A 15,986-nucleotide genomic window follows, 5' to 3' on the forward strand; every position below is an offset into this window, starting at 1 on the left:
CGCAGCCTAGGGCCGGGCGGTGTCTAGGGTGACGGGTGTGACGACCTTCTCCGCCGTCCTGGCCGACCTGCTGCGCCGCGAGCCGGGCCGCCCGCTCGTGACGTTCTACGACGACGCGACCGGCGAGCGGGTGGAGCTGTCGGTGACGACGTACGCCAACTGGGTCGCCAAGGCCTCCTCCCTGCTCGTCGAGGAGCACGACCTCGAGCGCGGCGACACCCTGCGCGTCGACCTGCCGGCCCACTGGCTGGCCCCGGTCTTCCTCGGCGCGGCCTGGAACGCCGGGCTCGCCGTCACCCTGACCGACGAGCCCGGCCGGGAGCCCGACGCGGTCGTGTGCGGCCCCGACGGGCTCGACCGCTGGGCCGGCCGGGCCGGCGACGTACCGGTGCTGGCCTGCTCGCTGCGGCCCCTCGGCGTCCGCTTCGCCGACCCGCTGCCCGCCGGCGTCCACGACGTGGGCGTGGAGGTGTGGTCGCAGCCGGACTCCTTCATCCCGTGGGACCCGCCGCAGGACGACGACGCCGCCGTCGTGGTCGACGGGGTCGCCACGACCCAGGGCGCGCTGTGGAGCGCGGCCGCCGCCGGGAGTCTCCTCACCGACGGCGGCCGGCTCCTCTCGGAGGCGAACCCGGCTTCCCCACCAGGCCTCGCCACCTTCACCGAGCCGCTCGCACGGAGCGGCTCGCTGGTCCTCGTGGTCAACGCCGACCGGGAGCGCGTCGAGGCGACGTACGCCGCCGAGCGCGCCACCGCCCGCTTCCCCGCCTGACCACCGGGGACCACGTCCCTCAGCCGACCAGGTCGTAGACCCCCGCGCCCTCGCCGATCAGCCGCCGCGCGCCGAAGCCGGTGGTCGTGCCGGGCAGCAGCCACAGCTTCCCGTCGGCCTTGCTGCGCGCGATCACGTCGGCGTGGCCGGTGAGCTGGACGTCGCTGACGCCGACCAGCCAGTCGTAGGCGGACACGTCGGTGCCCAGCGCCCGCGGAGTCGTCAGGCCGCCGGGGCCGTTGCCGGGATAGAGCGTCAGCTTGTCGCCGACCCGGAACAGGCTGTCCGGGGCGCCGTCGGCGTCCCAGCGGCCCACGGCGAGGTGCTGGGTGGCCGCGACCCGCGAGCGCACGACGTACGACGCCGCGAGGCCGTCGAGGCCCTTGCCCGGGTAGACCCGCATCGCTCCCCCGGCCGGCTGGCCGAGCAGGTCGGGCCAGCCGTCGCCGGTCACGTCGCCGGCGGCCGTGAGCAGGCCGACGCCGGCGAAGCCCTTCCCGAGCTGGGTGGCCTTGGTGAACCGGCCGGTGCCGTCGCCGCGGCGCAGCGAGAGCGCGCCGGTCGTCTTGTTGCGGGTGACCATGTCGCCGAAGCCGTCGCGGTCCCAGTCGCCGACGCTGAGCAGCAGGTCGGCGTTGCGGAGGTTGACGCCGGTGGGGACCGCGGCGGTGGTGTCGAAGGTGCCGGCGTTCTCCAGCACGACCAGGGCGTCGCCGCGGCGGCCGACGAGGTCGGGGGTCGCGTCGCCGAGCAGGTCGCCGCCGGCGGTGACCCCGGTCAGGCCGGCGGTCCGCTTGACCGGGCCGATGGCGCTGCCGAAGGTGCCGTCGCCGCGGCCGGGCCGGACGAAGCCGTTGCCGTTGTCGGCGCGCTGCACGAACAGGTCGGCGCGGCCGTCGCGGTCGAGGTCTCCGCCCGCGGTGATCGAGGCGAACTGGCGCCACGACCCACCCAGCGCGGTGCGGGTGGCGGGGTCGAGCCCGGCGGAGCCGCGGTGCAGCCAGAGCTTGCCGGCGGCGTCGCGGGCCAGCAGGTCGGCCCGACCGTCGCCGTCGACGTCGCCGGGACCCACGAGAAGGTCGTAGCCGGCCCAGCCGGTGGTCCCGGCACGGCGGGTGAAGCCGGTGCCGGTGCCGGTCCCGAGGAACAGGTCGAGGCGGCCGTCGGCCGTGCGGGCGACGAGGTCGTGGCGGCCGTCGCCGTCGAGGTCGCCGGCGGGGATGAGCAGGTCGCGGCCCGCGGTCCCGGGCACCGTCGTGCCGGTGGGTGCGAAGCCGCCGCTGCCGGCGCCGGCCCGCACCTGCGCGGTGCCGTCGGCACGGCGGACGACGAGATCGGCGCGGCCGTCGCCGGTGAGGTCGGGCGAGACGACCGCCGTCGCGCCGGCGGCCGCGTCGGCGGCGGACCAGCCGGTGGCCACGGGGCGGGCGGCGCGGAAGGCGGTCAGCCCGCCGGTGGGGATGAGGTAGGCCAGCTTGTCGGTGGCGTTTCGGACCAGCAGGTCGGGGTGCGGGGTGCCGACCAGGTCGGACTCGCGCTCCCGCCCGGCCCACCCGGTCTGCGCCTGCCCGGCCAGCTCGCGGATCTGCGGCACCAGCGCGTAGAGGTGGCGACCGGGGCAGGCGGTCGAGCCGGCGTCGCGGTGGCCGTTGATCGCACGGAAGGACCGCCGACCCACGACCTGGCTCGAGGAGACCGCGTCGACCCCGTGCAGGGAGAGCTTCCAGGCGAACAGCGCGCCGTAGGCCTGGACCATCGCGCTGCTCGGCTTGGCGGTCTCGAAGTTGCCGATCGCCGACATCGCGAAGGAGTTCTCGTTGTAGCCGAGCGTGTGGGCGCCGACGACCGGGCGGTCGATCCCGCCGTAGCGGCCCTCCCAGATCCGGCCGAAGCGGTCGACGAGGAAGTTGTAGCCCACGTCGGACCAGCCCCGCGACTGCGTGTGGTAGGCGTAGATGCTGCGCAGGATCCCCGGCACCTCGGCCCGCGTGTAGCCGTTGGCGTTGACCGTGTGGTGGACGAAGCCGGCGTGGACCTCGTGGTAGGACGGCGCGCTCTTCCCGCGCAGCGCCTCGTTGGCGCCCCACTGGGCGCGGGAGTAGATCACCGGGCGGGGCGTGTACGTCGCCGCGCGGAGCGCCAGCGCGCCGCCGGTGCCCCCGGTGGTGGACGCGCGCCCAGCGGCCGTGGTCGCGCGCTTCACGGCCGGGGTGGTGGTCGCCGCGGAGCCGCCGGTCGCGTGCAGCGCCGGGCGTTCCCGGGCGACGACGCCCGCGTGGCCCGGGTCGACCACGGCGAGCCGCAGGTCGTCGGGCACGCCGGCCTCGGAGCGGACCCGCACCTGCACCCGGTCGACCTCGCCGACGAACATCTCGTCGGTGCCCGGGCGGGCGCGCCGCGCCTCGGCGCTGTCCGGGTCGGGGCCGTGCTCGTCGTGGTAGGCCATCTCCGACCAGCCGGTCCAGGCGCCGTCGGTCTCGGTGCGGACCTCGAAGGAGATCGCGTCGTCGGCGATCGCCTGCCCCGACCGCCAGGTCACGCCGACCGCGCCGTAACCGGTGACCGGCTGCGGGGCGGCGACGACCTCGGCCCGCGGCCCGGTGACCCGGGTGCGGGCGTGCAGGGCGCCGGCGGCGCCGCGGCCGTTCGCGGGGGCGGTCAGCGCGTACTCGGTGACCACCGGGTCGACGACCTCGGCCGGCACGACCGAGGTGTGCGTCTGCTCGGCGGAGTACGACGAGAGCCGGCCGGTGACCGAGACGCCGTTGCTCTCCCCCAGGCCGAGCCCGGCGCCGCTGCTGGGCGCCTCGTGCACCACGTCGAGGGACAGCACGCCGGCCGCCGGAGTGAGCACGGCGAGCACCGTCCCGAGGGCCAGCAGCTGCTGGCAACCGGTGACGAAACGGTCCTTCGACCTGGACATGGCGACCTGTTCTTCGTGCGGGGGAAGTTCACACAGGGCGCAACTTTCACATGCGTCACAGGCCGATCGGAAGAGTCCGTGAGTAACTACAACGGTGTAATTTCCACTCGACACGCCGCCACTTTCCAGATTTGTCAAGCCGAGGATGCCCGGTGTAGGCCTCCCCGCGGCGGCGACACGCCGAGCCCCGACATCGCCGAGTCCGCACTTCCTGCATGCCGAAACCGCACTTGCGGCGCGCCGAATCGGCACTTGCGGCGCGCCGAATCGGCACTTCCGGCGCGCCGAGTCGGCACTTCCGGTCGGCGTACCGACCAGAAGTGCGCACTCGAGCCGCCAGAAGTGCCGACTCGGCGAAAAAAGGGGGCGAGAGGGGTGGGTCAGACGTCCGAGCCGAGCTCGTCGTCCTCCTGGTCCTCGGCGCGCTGGTTGTCGTCGTCGTACTTGACGTAGCGGATGCCCTCGTCGACGGGGCCGTCGAAGCCGACGCGGCCCTTCTCCAGCACGATCACGCGGTCGCACATCTTGCGGACCGAGCCGGCGGCGTGGCTGACGTAGACGAGGGTCCGCCCGGACTCGCGGATCTCCTGCATCTTCTCCATGCACTTGCGCTTGAAGGGCCGGTCCCCCACCGCGAGCACCTCGTCGGCGAGGAAGATGTCGGAGTCGACGTGGATGGCCACCGCGAATCCGAGCCGGGCGAACATGCCCGAGGAGTAGTTGCCGACCGGCGTCTCGAGGAACCGGCCGATGTCGGCGAACTCCACGATCGAGTCGAACTTCCGGTTCGTCTCGGCCTCGGTCATGCCGAGGATGGCGGCGTTGAGGAAGACGTTCTCCCGGCCGGTCAGCTGCGGGTGGAAGCCGGCGCCGGTCGCGATGAGCCCGGCGATCCGGCCGCGGGTCAGCACGGTGCCGGTGTCGGGCTTCATCACGCCGTTGATCAGCTTGAGCAGCGTGCTCTTGCCCGACCCGTTGAGACCCATCAGGCCGATCGACTCGCCCTGCTGGACGGTGAAGGAGACGTCCTCGAGCGCGGAGAAGGTGTCGCTGAGGTTGCGGCCCTTGACCATCGCGACCGCCATCTGCTTGGCGGTGCGGTGGTAGCGCAGCGTGAAGTCCTTGCTGACGTGGTCGACCACGATCGAGGTGTCGGCGGGGTACGCCGCGGGATCGGTCACGACAGCCGCTCCGGGATCTTGTTCTCCAGCCGCGAGAAGATCAGCTGACCCACCCCGAGCAGCAGGATCGAGCCGAGCAGGGCACCGACGCCGTAGAGCAGCAGGCCGTCGGGGATCTGCTCGGCGATGGTCTCGTCGGGATCGGAGGTGGTCCCGACCCAGAACGCCCGCTGGACGAGGAGCACCGCGTCGGCGATCGGGTTGAGCAGGTAGAACTCCGCGAACCGGCCGAAGCGATCGTCGACGAGGCTGTAGGGGTAGATCATCGGCACGCCGAAGCGGACGAAGTTGGTCAGGATCGTGACGGCGCTGGCGAAGTCGCGGAAGAACACGTTGGCCGCGCTGAAGATCAGCGCGAGCGCGGTGCCGAGCACGGCGATGACCGACAGCGCCAGCACGAAGGCCAGCATCCCCACCGGGTCGGGGGTCCATCCGGTGACCAGGCAGACCACCAGCAGGATCACCAGCTGCGGGCCGACGTGGTAGAGCGAGACCAGCATCGAGGCGACCGGGAACATCTCCTTGGGGATCGCCATCTTCCGGACCAACGCCTTGTTCCGCACGATCGAGCGCGTGCCGGCGTTGAAGGTCTCGGTGAAGAAGTGGACGACGATCAGCCCGCAGAAGACGTGCACCGCGTAGTTCTCAACGGTGCCGCGCCCGATGATGTAGCCGAAGACGAACCAGAAGATGAACAGCTGGGTCAGCGGGTTGATGTAGGACCACAGCAACCCGAGGAACGAGCCCTGGTAGCGCGCGCTGATCTCGCGGCGTACCAGCAGCTTGAGCAGGTAGCGGCGGCCCAGGACGTCGATCAGGCCCGCGGTGGGCGCGGGCGGAGCGAGCGGCGCGTCGACCAGGCGCGCCCGGCCGGCCTCCGTCATCGCTCGCCCTGCTGGGTGGGCTGCTCCTGCTCCTGCCAGGGCGCGAAGGTCCGCTCCCACGCCTCGGGCGAGGTGATCTCGCCCAGCGCCGCGCGGTACTCCTCGGCGAGCCGCGGCCACTCACGGCGGTACCGCTCGTGCATCTCGACCGTCCGCCTGGTCAGCTCGCGGAACTTCTCGGGGTCGCGGCGGTAGAAGGCCGCCGACGTGCCGTCGTTCATCGAGACGATGGCGGAGTCGAGCGTGCCGAGGCGGTACCACTTGGCGTCCATCGCGCGGATCTCGGCCTCGGGGTGCTCCTGGGCCAGCGCGCGCGGGGGCTTGAGCTGGCGCAGCGGCTGGAGCCCAGCGCTGATCAGCGTGGAGAGCCGGCCGGGGATCTCCGAGGCGTCACGGCCCTTGCGCGGCGGCTTGCTGCGGCGCACCGAGGGGAACGCGTCGGGGTCGGCCTGGAGCTGGGCGTCGGGGAACTGCTTGCGCAGCGCGTTGACCTCCGCGAGCCGGGTCGGGAGCATCGCGTGCAGCCCGGCCGGGCCGGCCAGCACGTCCTCCATCGCGAGCAGGCGCAGCTCGGCGGTGGAGTACTGCATCGAGACCAGGTGCGCGATCTGGTGGTTGAGGCTCTCGCGGACCATCCGGCCGCCGCGGGGGTACGGCGAGTGGAGCAGCGCCGCGACCAACCGGTTGCGGTGGTGGAAGTAGGCCTGCCAGTCCAGGGCGTCGTTCTTGTCGGTCCACGGCACGTGCCAGACCGCCGCGCCGGGGAAGGTGACGGTCGGGAAGCCGGCCTGCTTGGCGCGCAGCCCGAACTCCGAGTCGTCCCACTTGATGAACAGCGGCAGGGAGAGCCCCACCTGCTCGAGCACGACCCGCGGGACCAGGCACATGAACCAGCCGTTGAAGTCCACGTCGATGCGCTTGTGCAGCCAGCGGCTCGAGCGCAGGTTGCGCCCGGCGAAGTCCCAGTCGGTCTGGGTGTCGGGGGCCGACTGCCACCAGAACCGCCACGGCTGGACGACCTCGCCGAAGCTGTGCAGCCGCGAGCGGGAGTAGATGTTGAACATGTGGCCGCCCACGATCGTGGGGCGGCGGGCCAGGTCGGCGAAGGTGATCGCGCGGACGATGCCCTCGGGCTCGCAGACCACGTCGTCGTCCATCATCAGCGTGTACGTCGCCGTGCCCTTGCGCACCGACTCCAGCTGGCCCCGGGCGTAGCCGCCGGAGCCGCCGAGGTTGCCCTGCTCGATGACCCGCAGCACCCCGCCGAGGGCCTCCCGGGCCCGCGGGAAGGACGCCGAGCCGGACACCGGGTCGGTGCCCTGCTCCATGACCATCACCGTGTCGAGGTAGGGCCGCAGCGTCTCGTCCTCGCCGATCTGCACGAGCAGGTCGGCGCAGAAGTCGGGGCGGTTCATCGTGGTGATCGCGATGTCGACGGTGCCGTGCTCGGCCCGGTCGGCCGGGACCTCGGCGGTCCACTCGGCGGACTCCACGACGACGTCCTCGTCGCCGGCCACGACGTCGTACCAGTACCAACCGCCGTCGACGAACGGCTTGAGGGTGAGGTCGAAGCTGAAGGTGCTGCTGCCGACCTCGGTCGTCTCGGCGATGTCCACGCGCTGGGAGTTGCCGCGCGCCATGGACTTGTAGACGATCACCGACGCGCCGCTGCCGCGGACCGTGACGGTGAGGGTGACCGAGTCGACGACCGTCCAGCGCCGCCAGTAGCTGGCGGGGAAGGCGTTGAAGTAGGTGCCGAAGGAGAGCCGGTCGCCGGACTTGACCCGCAGCGCGGTGCGCGACTCGATCTGGTCGGGGTGCAGCGTGCGGCCGGTGGAGGTCGACTGCCGGATCGCGGCGTTGTTGAGCGCCTGGGCCGACCGGTTGCTGCCGACCTCGTACTTGTCGGCGTCGAGCTTGGCGTCCTCGGGGTCGACGTAGAGCGCGAGGACGTCGGAGTCCCGGTCGACCGGGAGGATCTGGCGCTGCAGCAGGCGGCGGGCGGTCGCGCCCGTGGGGCTCGCGGGGGTGGTGGTCATGCGTCGACTCCTCCGCTGGTCAGCGGCGTGCCGTCCGCGAAGTGCGGACGCAGCTTGTTCTCGAACATCGACAGCGCCGAGCCGATCGCCATGTGCATGTCGAGGTACTGGTAGGTGCCCAGGCGGCCCCCGAAGAGGACCATCGGCTCGGCCTTGGCCAGCTCGCGGTAGCGCAGCAGCTTCTCGCGGTCCGCGGCGGTGTTGACCGGGTAGTACGGCTCGTCGCCCTCCTCGGCGAAGCGGCTGTACTCGTGGACGACGATCGACTTGCCGGGCAGGTAGGTCCGCTCGGGGTGGAGGTGCTTGAACTCCAGCACCCGGGTCCACGGCACGTCCTCGTCGTTGGCGTTGACCACGCCGGTGCCCTGGTAGTCGTCGACGTCGACGGTCTCGCGCTCGAGGTCGATGGTCCGCCACGACAACCGGCCCTCGGAGTGCCCGAAGTACTCATCGACCGGGCCGGTGTAGACGACCGGGACCTTGCCCTTGTACTCCTCGGCGACGGCCAGGAAGTCGGTCCCGAGGCGCACCTCGATGTTGGGGTGGTCGGCCATCCGGGTCAGCCAGGCGGTGTAGCCGTCGACCGGGAGGCCCTCGTAGGTGTCGTTGAAGTAGCGGTTGTCGAAGGTGTAGCGGACCGGGAGGCGCGTGATGATGTCCGCGCTCAGCTCCTTGGGGTCGGTCTGCCACTGCTTGGCGGTGTAGCCCTTGACGAACGCCTCGTAGAGCGGGCGGCCGATGAGCGAGATCGCCTTCTCCTCGAGGTTCTGGGCGTCCTCGGTGCGGATCTCGCTGGCCTGCTCGGCGATGAGCGCGCGGGCCTCGTCGGGGGTGTGGCTCTTGCCGAAGAACTGGTTGATCAGGCCCAGGTTCATCGGGAAGGAGTAGACCTGCCCCTGGTACTTCGCGAAGACCCGGTGCTGGTAGCTGGTGAAATCGGTGAACCGGTTGACGTACTCCCACACCTTGGTGTTGGAGGTGTGGAAGAGGTGCGTGCCGTAGACGTGCACCTCGATGCCGGTCTCGGGGTCGATCTCGGAGTAGGCGTTGCCTCCGATGTGGTCACGCCGCTCCAGCACGAGCACCCGGAGGCCCAGCTCGTTCGCGCAGCGCTCGGCGATGGTCAGGCCGAAGAAGCCGGAACCGACGACGACGAGGTCGGGCGTGGATGCGGAGCTCGGATCAGGGGAGGACACGGTCGGTCAGTCTACGGACGCGACCGAGCTCCCCCGAACCGCCCGCGCCGGGGAGGCGGGCCTCACTCCTCCCCCATCACCAGCCCCTCGATGGTGTGCTTCTGGACGATCGGCACGAGCCGGTCGACGACCCGGCAGTCGAGATGGTCGCGGACCGCCGCCGGCAGGGCCTCCCGGTACGCCGCGGTGACGGCGAGGTCGTGGAGGTCGGCGTGGCCCGCGCCCGGCGCGTCGACGCCCAGCACCAGCACCGGCCGCGACGCCTCGCCGACGTTCGCGGTGCCCCGGTGCAGGGTGAGCGCGGACCGCACCGAGACGTCACCGCGCCGGGGGTACTTCCGCACCGCCGCCTCCTGCAGCCGGGGGTGGTCGCTGCGCGGCGGGAACATGCCGTGCTCGAAGTCCTCCCCGCGCTCCCAGTGCGTGCCGGGCGCGACCTCGAAGGGGCCCATCTCCTCGACCGTGTCGACGCAGGTCAGGTTGAAGGCCAGCGAGGTCAGCCGGCCGCCCTCCCAGGTCTCCCGCGGGCTCGGGAAGTCGCGGTGCCACGGCTGGTCGCGCGCGCCGGGGAACGGCACGTCGAAGCCGACCTCGACGACCATCCACTCCGGGCCGAGCACCGTCTCGCAGACCGCCTGCACCCAGGGGTGGTCGACCAGGTCGGCGAAGCCCCGCAGCGCCTCGGGGTGCACCTCGACGTACCACCGCTGCGGCCCGCGCCCCACGGCGCCGCCCTCGCGCGCCCGGGCCTCGGCGTACGCCGCCTCGACGTCCTCGCGCAGCCGGTCGACCCAGTCGACCGCGAACGCCCCGGGACACCCCAGGAGCCCGTCGCGGTGGAGCGTCGCGGCGATCGCCCCCATGTCGATCGGGACGTCGAGCTGGGCCGGGGTGGGCATGGCGGAGCCTCCTGGGGCCGGATCGGGGCGACTCGCCGGTGGGTGTTGCCATCGTCACACCGGTGTTGCAACGTTGTAAAGCATGGCCCCCCAGACCGCCGGGACGACGAGGTCCCTCCTGATGCTGCTGCTCGCGCTGGTGCTCCCCGCCGCGCTCACGACGGGGGTCGCCACCTCCGCCCCCGCCTCCGCCGACCCGGCCGGCACCACCACCGCGAGCACCACCGCGAGCACCACCGCGAGCACCACCGCTGGCCGGGGTGGTGCGGACCGCTACCGCAACCCGCTCGCCCCGCGGGTGCCCGGCGACGGCACCGTGGACAGCTGCGCCGACCCCGCCGTCCTGCGCGGCCAGCAGCGCGGCGACCCGCACTGGTACCTCTACTGCACCACCGACCCGCTGAACGACGAGGACCTCGACGAGACCGGCGCGCTGCGGTTCCACCCGGTCCCGATGATGCGCTCGCGCGACCTGGTCCACTGGACCTACGTCGGCGACGCGCTGCCGGAGCCGCCCACCTGGGCCGCCGAGGGCGCCGGCCTCTGGGCCCCCGACGTGGTCTGGTCCGAGGCGACCCGGCGCTACTACCTGACCTTCGTCGTCACCGACACCGACGACGCGTTGCGCGGCCCCGACGCCTGCCCGTCGACCGGCGACAGCGCGATCGGCGTCGCCACCAGCACCAGCCCCACCGGCCCGTGGACGGTCTCCGACAGCCCGGTCGTGCCGCCGCGGCCCGACCCCGAGGCCGACTGCGCGTTCTTCTGGACGTTCGACCCCGACGTCCTCGGCGACGCCGTCGGCGCGACCTCGGTGCTCTACTACGGCAGCTACTACGGCGGCCTGCACGCCACCCGGATCGCCTTCGGCCGCGACGGGATCACCACGACCGGCTCCCCCACGATGGTCGCCATCGGCAACCGCTACGAGGGCACGACCGTGGTGAGGAGAGACGGCTGGTACCACCTGTTCGCCTCGGCCACGAACTGCTGCAACGGCCCGCTGACGTCGTACGGCGTCTTCTCCGGCCGCTCGCGCAGCCCGCTCGGGCCCTTCGTCGACCGCGACGGCCGCAGCCTGCTCGCAGGACGGGTCGGCGGCTCCCCCGTGCTGCTCCCGAACGGCAACCGGTGGCTCGGCGTCGGGCACAACACCGTCCTCACCGACGCCGCCGGCCAGTGGTGGACGATCTACCACGCCGTCGACCGGGACGACCCGTACTTCGCCACCGACCCCGGCTTCACCAAGCGCCCCGCGCTGCTCGACCGGCTGACCTGGCGCGAGGGCTGGCCGGAGGTGCGGTCGGGCCGCTGGGCCTCCGACGGCCCGGAGCCGGCGCCGGTCACCCGGCGCGGCGACCGCGGCTCGCGCGAGCCGGGCCCGCCCGCGCCGCTGCGGCCCGGCCGTCCGCTGGCGGCCTTCTCCGACGACTTCACTGACGGCCTGGACCCCGCCTGGACGTGGGTGCGCGAGCCCGACCCGGCGACGTACGCCGTCGAGGGCGGCGCCCTGCGCTGGGCCACCCAGGCAGGCGACCTGGCCCGCGAGGTGAACACCGCCTCGGTGCTCACCCGGCCGGCGCCGCGGGGCGACCACGTGGTGGAGGCGCGGGTGCTCCTCGACCTGCCGCCGGAGGGCTGCTGCCAGAACTTCGTGCAGGCCGGCGTGGTCCTCTACGGCGACGACGACCGCTACCTCAAGCTCGCCCACGTCTCGATCTGGGAGACCCGGCAGACCGAGTGGGCCACGGAGGTGCCGCCGGACGCGACCGACCCCGACCTCCCGCGCTACGGCAACGGGGTCGTCGGCGCGCCGGGCGAGGAGACCTGGCTGCGCGTCGTGGTCGACCGTCGCCCCGGGCCCGACCACTACACCGCGTTCACCCGCAGCGACGGCGGCCGGTGGGTCCGCGGCGGCACCTGGACCCACGACCTCGGCCCGGACAGCCGGATCGGCCTGGTCGCGATGGGCGGCGAGGGCTACACCGCGCGGTTCCTGGAGGTGCGGACCTCCGAGCTCAGCGGGTCCCGCCGCTGACCCCGCCGGGACCGTGGGGGTGGCCCTCCGCCGCCCCCACGGTCGACTCCCGGGCGACCACCGCGAAGCCGGCCCGCACGTCCCGCGGGGCCGGCCGGCGGCCCTCGGGGCCGATCCTCTCGGCGAGCATCGCGACCGCCGTGCGGGCGATGGCCCGCTTGTCCGGAGCGACCGAGCTCAGCCGCGGCACCGACCAGCGGGTCTCCTCGACGTCGTCGACGCCGATCACCGCGACGTCCTCGGGGACCGCGAGCCCGCGGTCGACCAGCGCGCGGAGGACGCCGAGGGCGAGGGTGTCGTTGAAGCAGAAGACGGCGTCCGGGCGGGCGCCGCCGTCCAGCAGCGCCGCCATCGCGGCGTACCCGTGGCTGCGGCCGAAGTCCCCGACCACGCCGACGAGCGCCTCGTCGGGCTGCAGGCCGGCCTCGGCCAGCGCGAGCTCCCAGCCGCGCCGGCGCAGCCGGGCCACGCCGGAGTCGCCCCCGGGGCCGTCGACCTGGTGGCCCACGAGCGCGACGCGGCGGCGACCGAGGGCGAGCAGGTGCTCGGTCGCGGCCCGCGCGGCTGCGACGTTGTCGATGGCGACGTGGTCGGCGGGGCCGTCCCAGACCTTCTCGCCCAGCAGCACGACCGGCACCGTGTGGTCGGCCGGCGCGGCGAGCTCCTCGGCGGTGAGCGCGAAGGGGCTCATGATCAGCCCGTCGATGAGGTGGTGGCGGAAGCCCGCGAGCACGTCCCGCTCGCGCTCGGCCCGCCCGTCGGTCTGGTCGACCAGGACGGTCCAGCCGTGCTCCTCGGCGGCCTCCATGACGTGGCCGGCCAGCTCGGCGAAGTAGGGGTTGTCGAGCTCGGGCACGGCCAGCGCGATCACGCCCACCCGCCCCGCCCGCAGGTTGCGGGCCGTGACGTTGGGCCGGTAGCCCATCTCGTCGAGCACCGCCTGCACCCGGGCGCGCGTGTCCCCGGAGACGTGGACGTAGCCGTTGACGACGTTGCTGACCGTCTTGACCGACACCCCGGCGCGCGCCGCGACGTCCTTGAGCCGTACGGGCATGACCCACCTCCTGTCCGTGGCCTGCTCCCGGCGGCTCGAACCCTAGAGGCGCCGGGACCCCGCCGACGGGGTTTACAACGTTGAAGACAACGTTGTAGAACCACGGTGTGACCTACGCCACCCTGACCCTCGACCCGAGCTTCCGGATCGGCGTCGTCGACCGGCGCCTGTTCGGCTCCTTCGTCGAGCACATGGGGCGCTGCGTCTACACCGGCATCCACGAGCCCGACCACCCCACCGCCGACGACCTCGGGTTCCGCGGGGACGTCCTGGACCTGGTCCGCGAGCTCGGCCCGACGGTCGTGCGCTACCCCGGCGGGAACTTCGTCTCCGGCTACCGGTGGGAGGACGGCATCGGGCCGCGCGAGGGCCGCCCGCGCCGCCTCGACCTCGCCTGGCGCTCCTGGGAGAGCAACCAGGTCGGCGTCGACGAGTTCGTCGCCTGGTGCCGCGCGGCCGGCACCGAGCCGATGATGGCGGTCAACCTCGGCACGCGCGGGGTTCGCGAGGCCGTCGAGCTCCTGGAGTACTGCAACCACCCCGGCGGCACCGCCTGGTCGGACCTGCGCCGCGCCCACGGCGCCGAGCGGCCCCACGACATCCGGGTCTGGTGCCTGGGCAACGAGCTCGACGGGCCCTGGCAGATCGGCCAGAAGACCGCGTGGGAGTACGGCCGCCTGGCCGCCGAGACCGGGCACGCGATGCGCCGGGTCGACCCTCGGATCGAGCTCGTGGCCTGCGGCAGCTCCCACAGCTCGATGCCGACCTTCGCCAGCTGGGAGGCAACGGTCCTCGCCGAGTGCTACGACGTGGTCGACCACGTCTCCCTGCACAGCTACCAGGACCCGCTCGGCCGGACCCTGGGCGACCACCTCGCCAGCGGGGTCGGGCTGGACCGGGCCATCGACGCGGTCGTCGCGACCGCCGACCACGTCGGCGCCCGGCTGAGGTCGCGCAAGCGGCTCGGGGTCTCGGTCGATGAGTGGAACGTCTGGTACCAGTCGCGGTTCCCGGGCGAGGCCTCGCTGGAGTGGGCCGAGGCCCGCCCACTGATCGAGGACACCTACGACGTCGCCGACGCCGCGGTCGTCGGCAGCATGCTGATCACCCTGCTGCGGCACGCCGACCGCGTGCGGCTCGCCTGCCAGGCCCAGCTGGTCAACGTCATCGCGCCGATCCGCACCGAGGCCGGCGGGCCCGCCTGGCGGCAGACGATCTTCCACCCCTTCGCCCAGGCCGCCCGCCACGCCCGCGGCGAGGTGCTCCGGGTCGAGCCGCAGGTCGGCTGCTACGACACCGCCGAGCACGGCGAGGTCCCGCTCCTCGACGCGACCGCCACCCACGACATCGAGACCGGCGCACTCACCGTGCTCGCCGTCAACCGCTCGACCGACGAGCCGCTCACCGTCCGCGCCGACGCCCGCGCCTTCGCCGGCCACCGGCTGGTCGCCGCGACCACCCTCGCCGCCGACGACGTCCGCTCCACGCTCACCGCTGCCGACCAGCACTCCGTCGCCCCGGCCCCGAACGCGACGGCCCGCTTCGAGGACGGCCGGCTCACCGTCGTCCTCCCGCCCGTGTCCTGGAACGTCGTGCGGCTCGAACCCGCCGGCGCCCCGCAACCCTGATCCGCCCACCCGCCAGCCCAGGAGGACCCCATGCACCGCTCACGTCTCGTCGTCCCGTCCCGGGGCGGCCTCTCCCGCCGGGGCTTCATCACGCTCACCGCAGGCGGGCTCCTGGTCGCCGGCTGCGGCGGCGGCCAGGGGGCCGGCGGCTCGAAGTCCGAGGGGGTGGGCGGCTTCACCGGCGAGGCCTACGACGGCCCCGACGTCACCTTGTCGTACTGGAACGGCTTCACCGGCGGCGACGGCCCGGCCATGCAGGACCTCGTCGGCCGGTTCATGGACGAGCACGACAACGTCTCGCTGAAGAACAACACCATCGAGTGGGCCGACTTCTACCAGCGGCTGCCCGCCGCCGCCCAGGCCGGCAAGGGCCCTGACGTCGGCGTGATGCACATCGACCAGCTCGCGACCAACGCCGCGCGCCGCGTCATCTCCCCCCTCGACGACCTCGCCGAGGCCCTCGACCTCCAGGAGGACGACTTCGCCCCGGCCGTCTGGGCGCCCGCGGTCTACCAGGACCAGCGCTACGGGATGCCGCTCGACGTGCACACGCTGGCGATGTACTACAACCGCGACCACTTCGAGAAGGCCGGCATCTCCGAGCCGCCGACCGACGCCCAGAGCCTCGACGAGGCGTGCCAGGCGCTGCAGGAGGCCGGCTACGCCAACCCGTTCTGGATGCCCAACCAGTGGCCGGCGCACCTGATGTTCCTCTCGCTGCTCTGGCAGTTCGGCGGCGAGCCGTACGCCGAGGACGGCTCCGCGGCGACGTACGACGACGAGGCCGGCGAGGCCGCGCTGGCGTGGATGCGCGAGCAGGTCGACAAGGGCTACAGCCCCGACAACGTCGACATCGACACCCAGTACACCGCCTTCAAGAACGGCGACAACTCCATCACCTGGGACGGCATCTGGCAGATCAATGACCTCGAGGAGTCCGGCCTGCCCTACGGCATCGCGGCGCTGCCCGTCGTCGGCGACGCCCCGGCCGCCTGGGCCAACTCCCACAACTTCTTCATGACCGCGCAGGCGGCCGAGGACAGCGACCGCGCCAACGCCGCCAAGACCTTCATCGGGTGGATGTCGGAGCAGTCCTCCTCGTGGTCCGAGGCCGGGATGATCCCCGCGCGCAACGCCGCTCGCGAGGAGGCGAAGTACACCGACTCCCCGCAGTACGCACTGCGCGAGCAGGTCGACGCGCTGCACTTCCTGCCCGCCGTCCCCGGCCTGGGCGACGTGCAGATCCCGACCCTGGAGGTCGCGGTCAACGAGGGCGTGCTGGCCACGACCCCGCCCGCCGAGGCGCTCGCGAAGCAGGCGGCGAACGCCACCGAGATGATGCAGCAGAACCTCGAGCGGTACGGGAGCTGAG

The 15,986-nt window shown here is 72.9% G+C and carries 11 protein-coding genes; 4 read left to right on the forward strand and 7 right to left on the reverse strand.

What is annotated here, in order from left to right; genetic code table 11:
* Window positions 1-37 precede the first annotated feature (37 nt).
* The gene (locus tag HPC71_RS16195; RefSeq protein ID WP_171896928.1) at window positions 38-772 is read left to right on the forward strand and encodes a TIGR03089 family protein; all 735 of its coding nucleotides are present in this window, start codon (window positions 38-40) and stop codon (window positions 770-772) included.
* Between the two features lie 19 nt (window positions 773-791).
* On the opposite strand, the gene HPC71_RS16200 is transcribed toward HPC71_RS16195, so the two are convergent.
* From HPC71_RS16200 to HPC71_RS16225, 6 genes are all read right to left on the reverse strand, one after another.
* On the reverse strand, window positions 792-3,695 hold the full coding sequence (locus HPC71_RS16200; RefSeq protein ID WP_154614770.1) for an FG-GAP-like repeat-containing protein: 2,904 nt from the start codon (window positions 3,693-3,695) through the stop codon (window positions 792-794).
* Window positions 3,696-4,075: 380 nt separating this feature from the next.
* Window positions 4,076-4,876 carry an ABC transporter ATP-binding protein gene (locus HPC71_RS16205; protein ID WP_253943746.1) on the reverse strand — a complete coding sequence of 267 codons (801 nt, stop codon included), beginning with the start codon at window positions 4,874-4,876 and terminating at the stop codon, window positions 4,076-4,078.
* Window positions 4,873-5,760: an ABC transporter permease gene (locus HPC71_RS16210; RefSeq protein WP_154614769.1), complete on the reverse strand. Its 888-nt coding sequence runs from the start codon at window positions 5,758-5,760 to the stop codon at window positions 4,873-4,875. Before HPC71_RS16210 ends, HPC71_RS16205 begins: the two co-directional genes overlap by 4 nt.
* A complete protein-coding gene (locus HPC71_RS16215) occupies window positions 5,757-7,799 on the reverse strand; it encodes a glycosyltransferase (protein WP_154614768.1) in 2,043 nt (680 codons plus the stop codon). Before HPC71_RS16215 ends, HPC71_RS16210 begins: the two co-directional genes overlap by 4 nt.
* Window positions 7,796-8,995 (reverse strand): UDP-galactopyranose mutase, encoded by a 1,200-nt coding sequence (glf, locus tag HPC71_RS16220; RefSeq protein ID WP_171896929.1) that lies wholly within the window; start codon window positions 8,993-8,995, stop codon window positions 7,796-7,798. The genes HPC71_RS16215 and glf overlap by 4 nt, the downstream gene beginning before the upstream one ends.
* A gap of 62 nt (window positions 8,996-9,057) precedes the next feature.
* On the reverse strand, window positions 9,058-9,894 hold the full coding sequence (locus tag HPC71_RS16225; RefSeq protein ID WP_154614767.1) for a phytanoyl-CoA dioxygenase family protein: 837 nt from the start codon (window positions 9,892-9,894) through the stop codon (window positions 9,058-9,060).
* Window positions 9,895-9,976: 82 nt separating this feature from the next.
* On the opposite strand from HPC71_RS16225, the gene HPC71_RS16230 reads away from it, so the two are divergent.
* Window positions 9,977-11,932: a glycoside hydrolase family 43 protein gene (locus HPC71_RS16230; RefSeq protein WP_154614766.1), complete on the forward strand. Its 1,956-nt coding sequence runs from the start codon at window positions 9,977-9,979 to the stop codon at window positions 11,930-11,932.
* Here HPC71_RS16230 and HPC71_RS16235 read toward each other — a convergent pair.
* Window positions 11,913-12,986 (reverse strand): LacI family DNA-binding transcriptional regulator, encoded by a 1,074-nt coding sequence (locus HPC71_RS16235; RefSeq protein WP_154614765.1) that lies wholly within the window; start codon window positions 12,984-12,986, stop codon window positions 11,913-11,915. The genes HPC71_RS16230 and HPC71_RS16235 overlap by 20 nt on opposite strands.
* A 107-nt stretch (window positions 12,987-13,093) precedes the next feature.
* Here HPC71_RS16235 and arfA point away from each other — a divergent pair, with 107 nt between their 5' ends.
* Together arfA and HPC71_RS16245 are read left to right on the forward strand one after the other, a co-directional pair.
* The gene (gene arfA, locus HPC71_RS16240; protein WP_253943748.1) at window positions 13,094-14,614 is read left to right on the forward strand and encodes an arabinosylfuranosidase ArfA; all 1,521 of its coding nucleotides are present in this window, start codon (window positions 13,094-13,096) and stop codon (window positions 14,612-14,614) included.
* 30 nt (window positions 14,615-14,644) lie between these two features.
* Window positions 14,645-15,985, forward strand: coding sequence for an ABC transporter substrate-binding protein (locus tag HPC71_RS16245; RefSeq protein ID WP_154614764.1), 1,341 nt, complete (start codon window positions 14,645-14,647; stop codon window positions 15,983-15,985).
* Window position 15,986 lies beyond the last annotated feature (1 nt).

The sequence above is a fragment of the Nocardioides marmotae genome (genome assembly GCF_013177455.1).
In the GTDB taxonomy this organism is placed as follows: domain Bacteria; phylum Actinomycetota; class Actinomycetes; order Propionibacteriales; family Nocardioidaceae; genus Nocardioides; species Nocardioides marmotae.

What these genes read in the sequence shown, in the direction of transcription:
- HPC71_RS16245 (WP_154614764.1), top strand. Translation starts at nt 14,645, where the DNA reads ATGCACCGCTCACGTCTCGTCGTCCCGTCCCGGGGCGGCCTCTCCCGC.
- HPC71_RS16210 (WP_154614769.1), bottom strand. Translation starts at nt 5,760, where the DNA reads ATGACGGAGGCCGGCCGGGCGCGCCTGGTCGACGCGCCGCTCGCTCCG.
- HPC71_RS16200 (WP_154614770.1), bottom strand. Translation starts at nt 3,695, where the DNA reads ATGTCCAGGTCGAAGGACCGTTTCGTCACCGGTTGCCAGCAGCTGCTG.
- HPC71_RS16225 (WP_154614767.1), bottom strand. Translation starts at nt 9,894, where the DNA reads ATGCCCACCCCGGCCCAGCTCGACGTCCCGATCGACATGGGGGCGATC.
- HPC71_RS16235 (WP_154614765.1), bottom strand. Translation starts at nt 12,986, where the DNA reads ATGCCCGTACGGCTCAAGGACGTCGCGGCGCGCGCCGGGGTGTCGGTC.
- HPC71_RS16230 (WP_154614766.1), top strand. Translation starts at nt 9,977, where the DNA reads ATGGCCCCCCAGACCGCCGGGACGACGAGGTCCCTCCTGATGCTGCTG.
- HPC71_RS16215 (WP_154614768.1), bottom strand. Translation starts at nt 7,799, where the DNA reads ATGACCACCACCCCCGCGAGCCCCACGGGCGCGACCGCCCGCCGCCTG.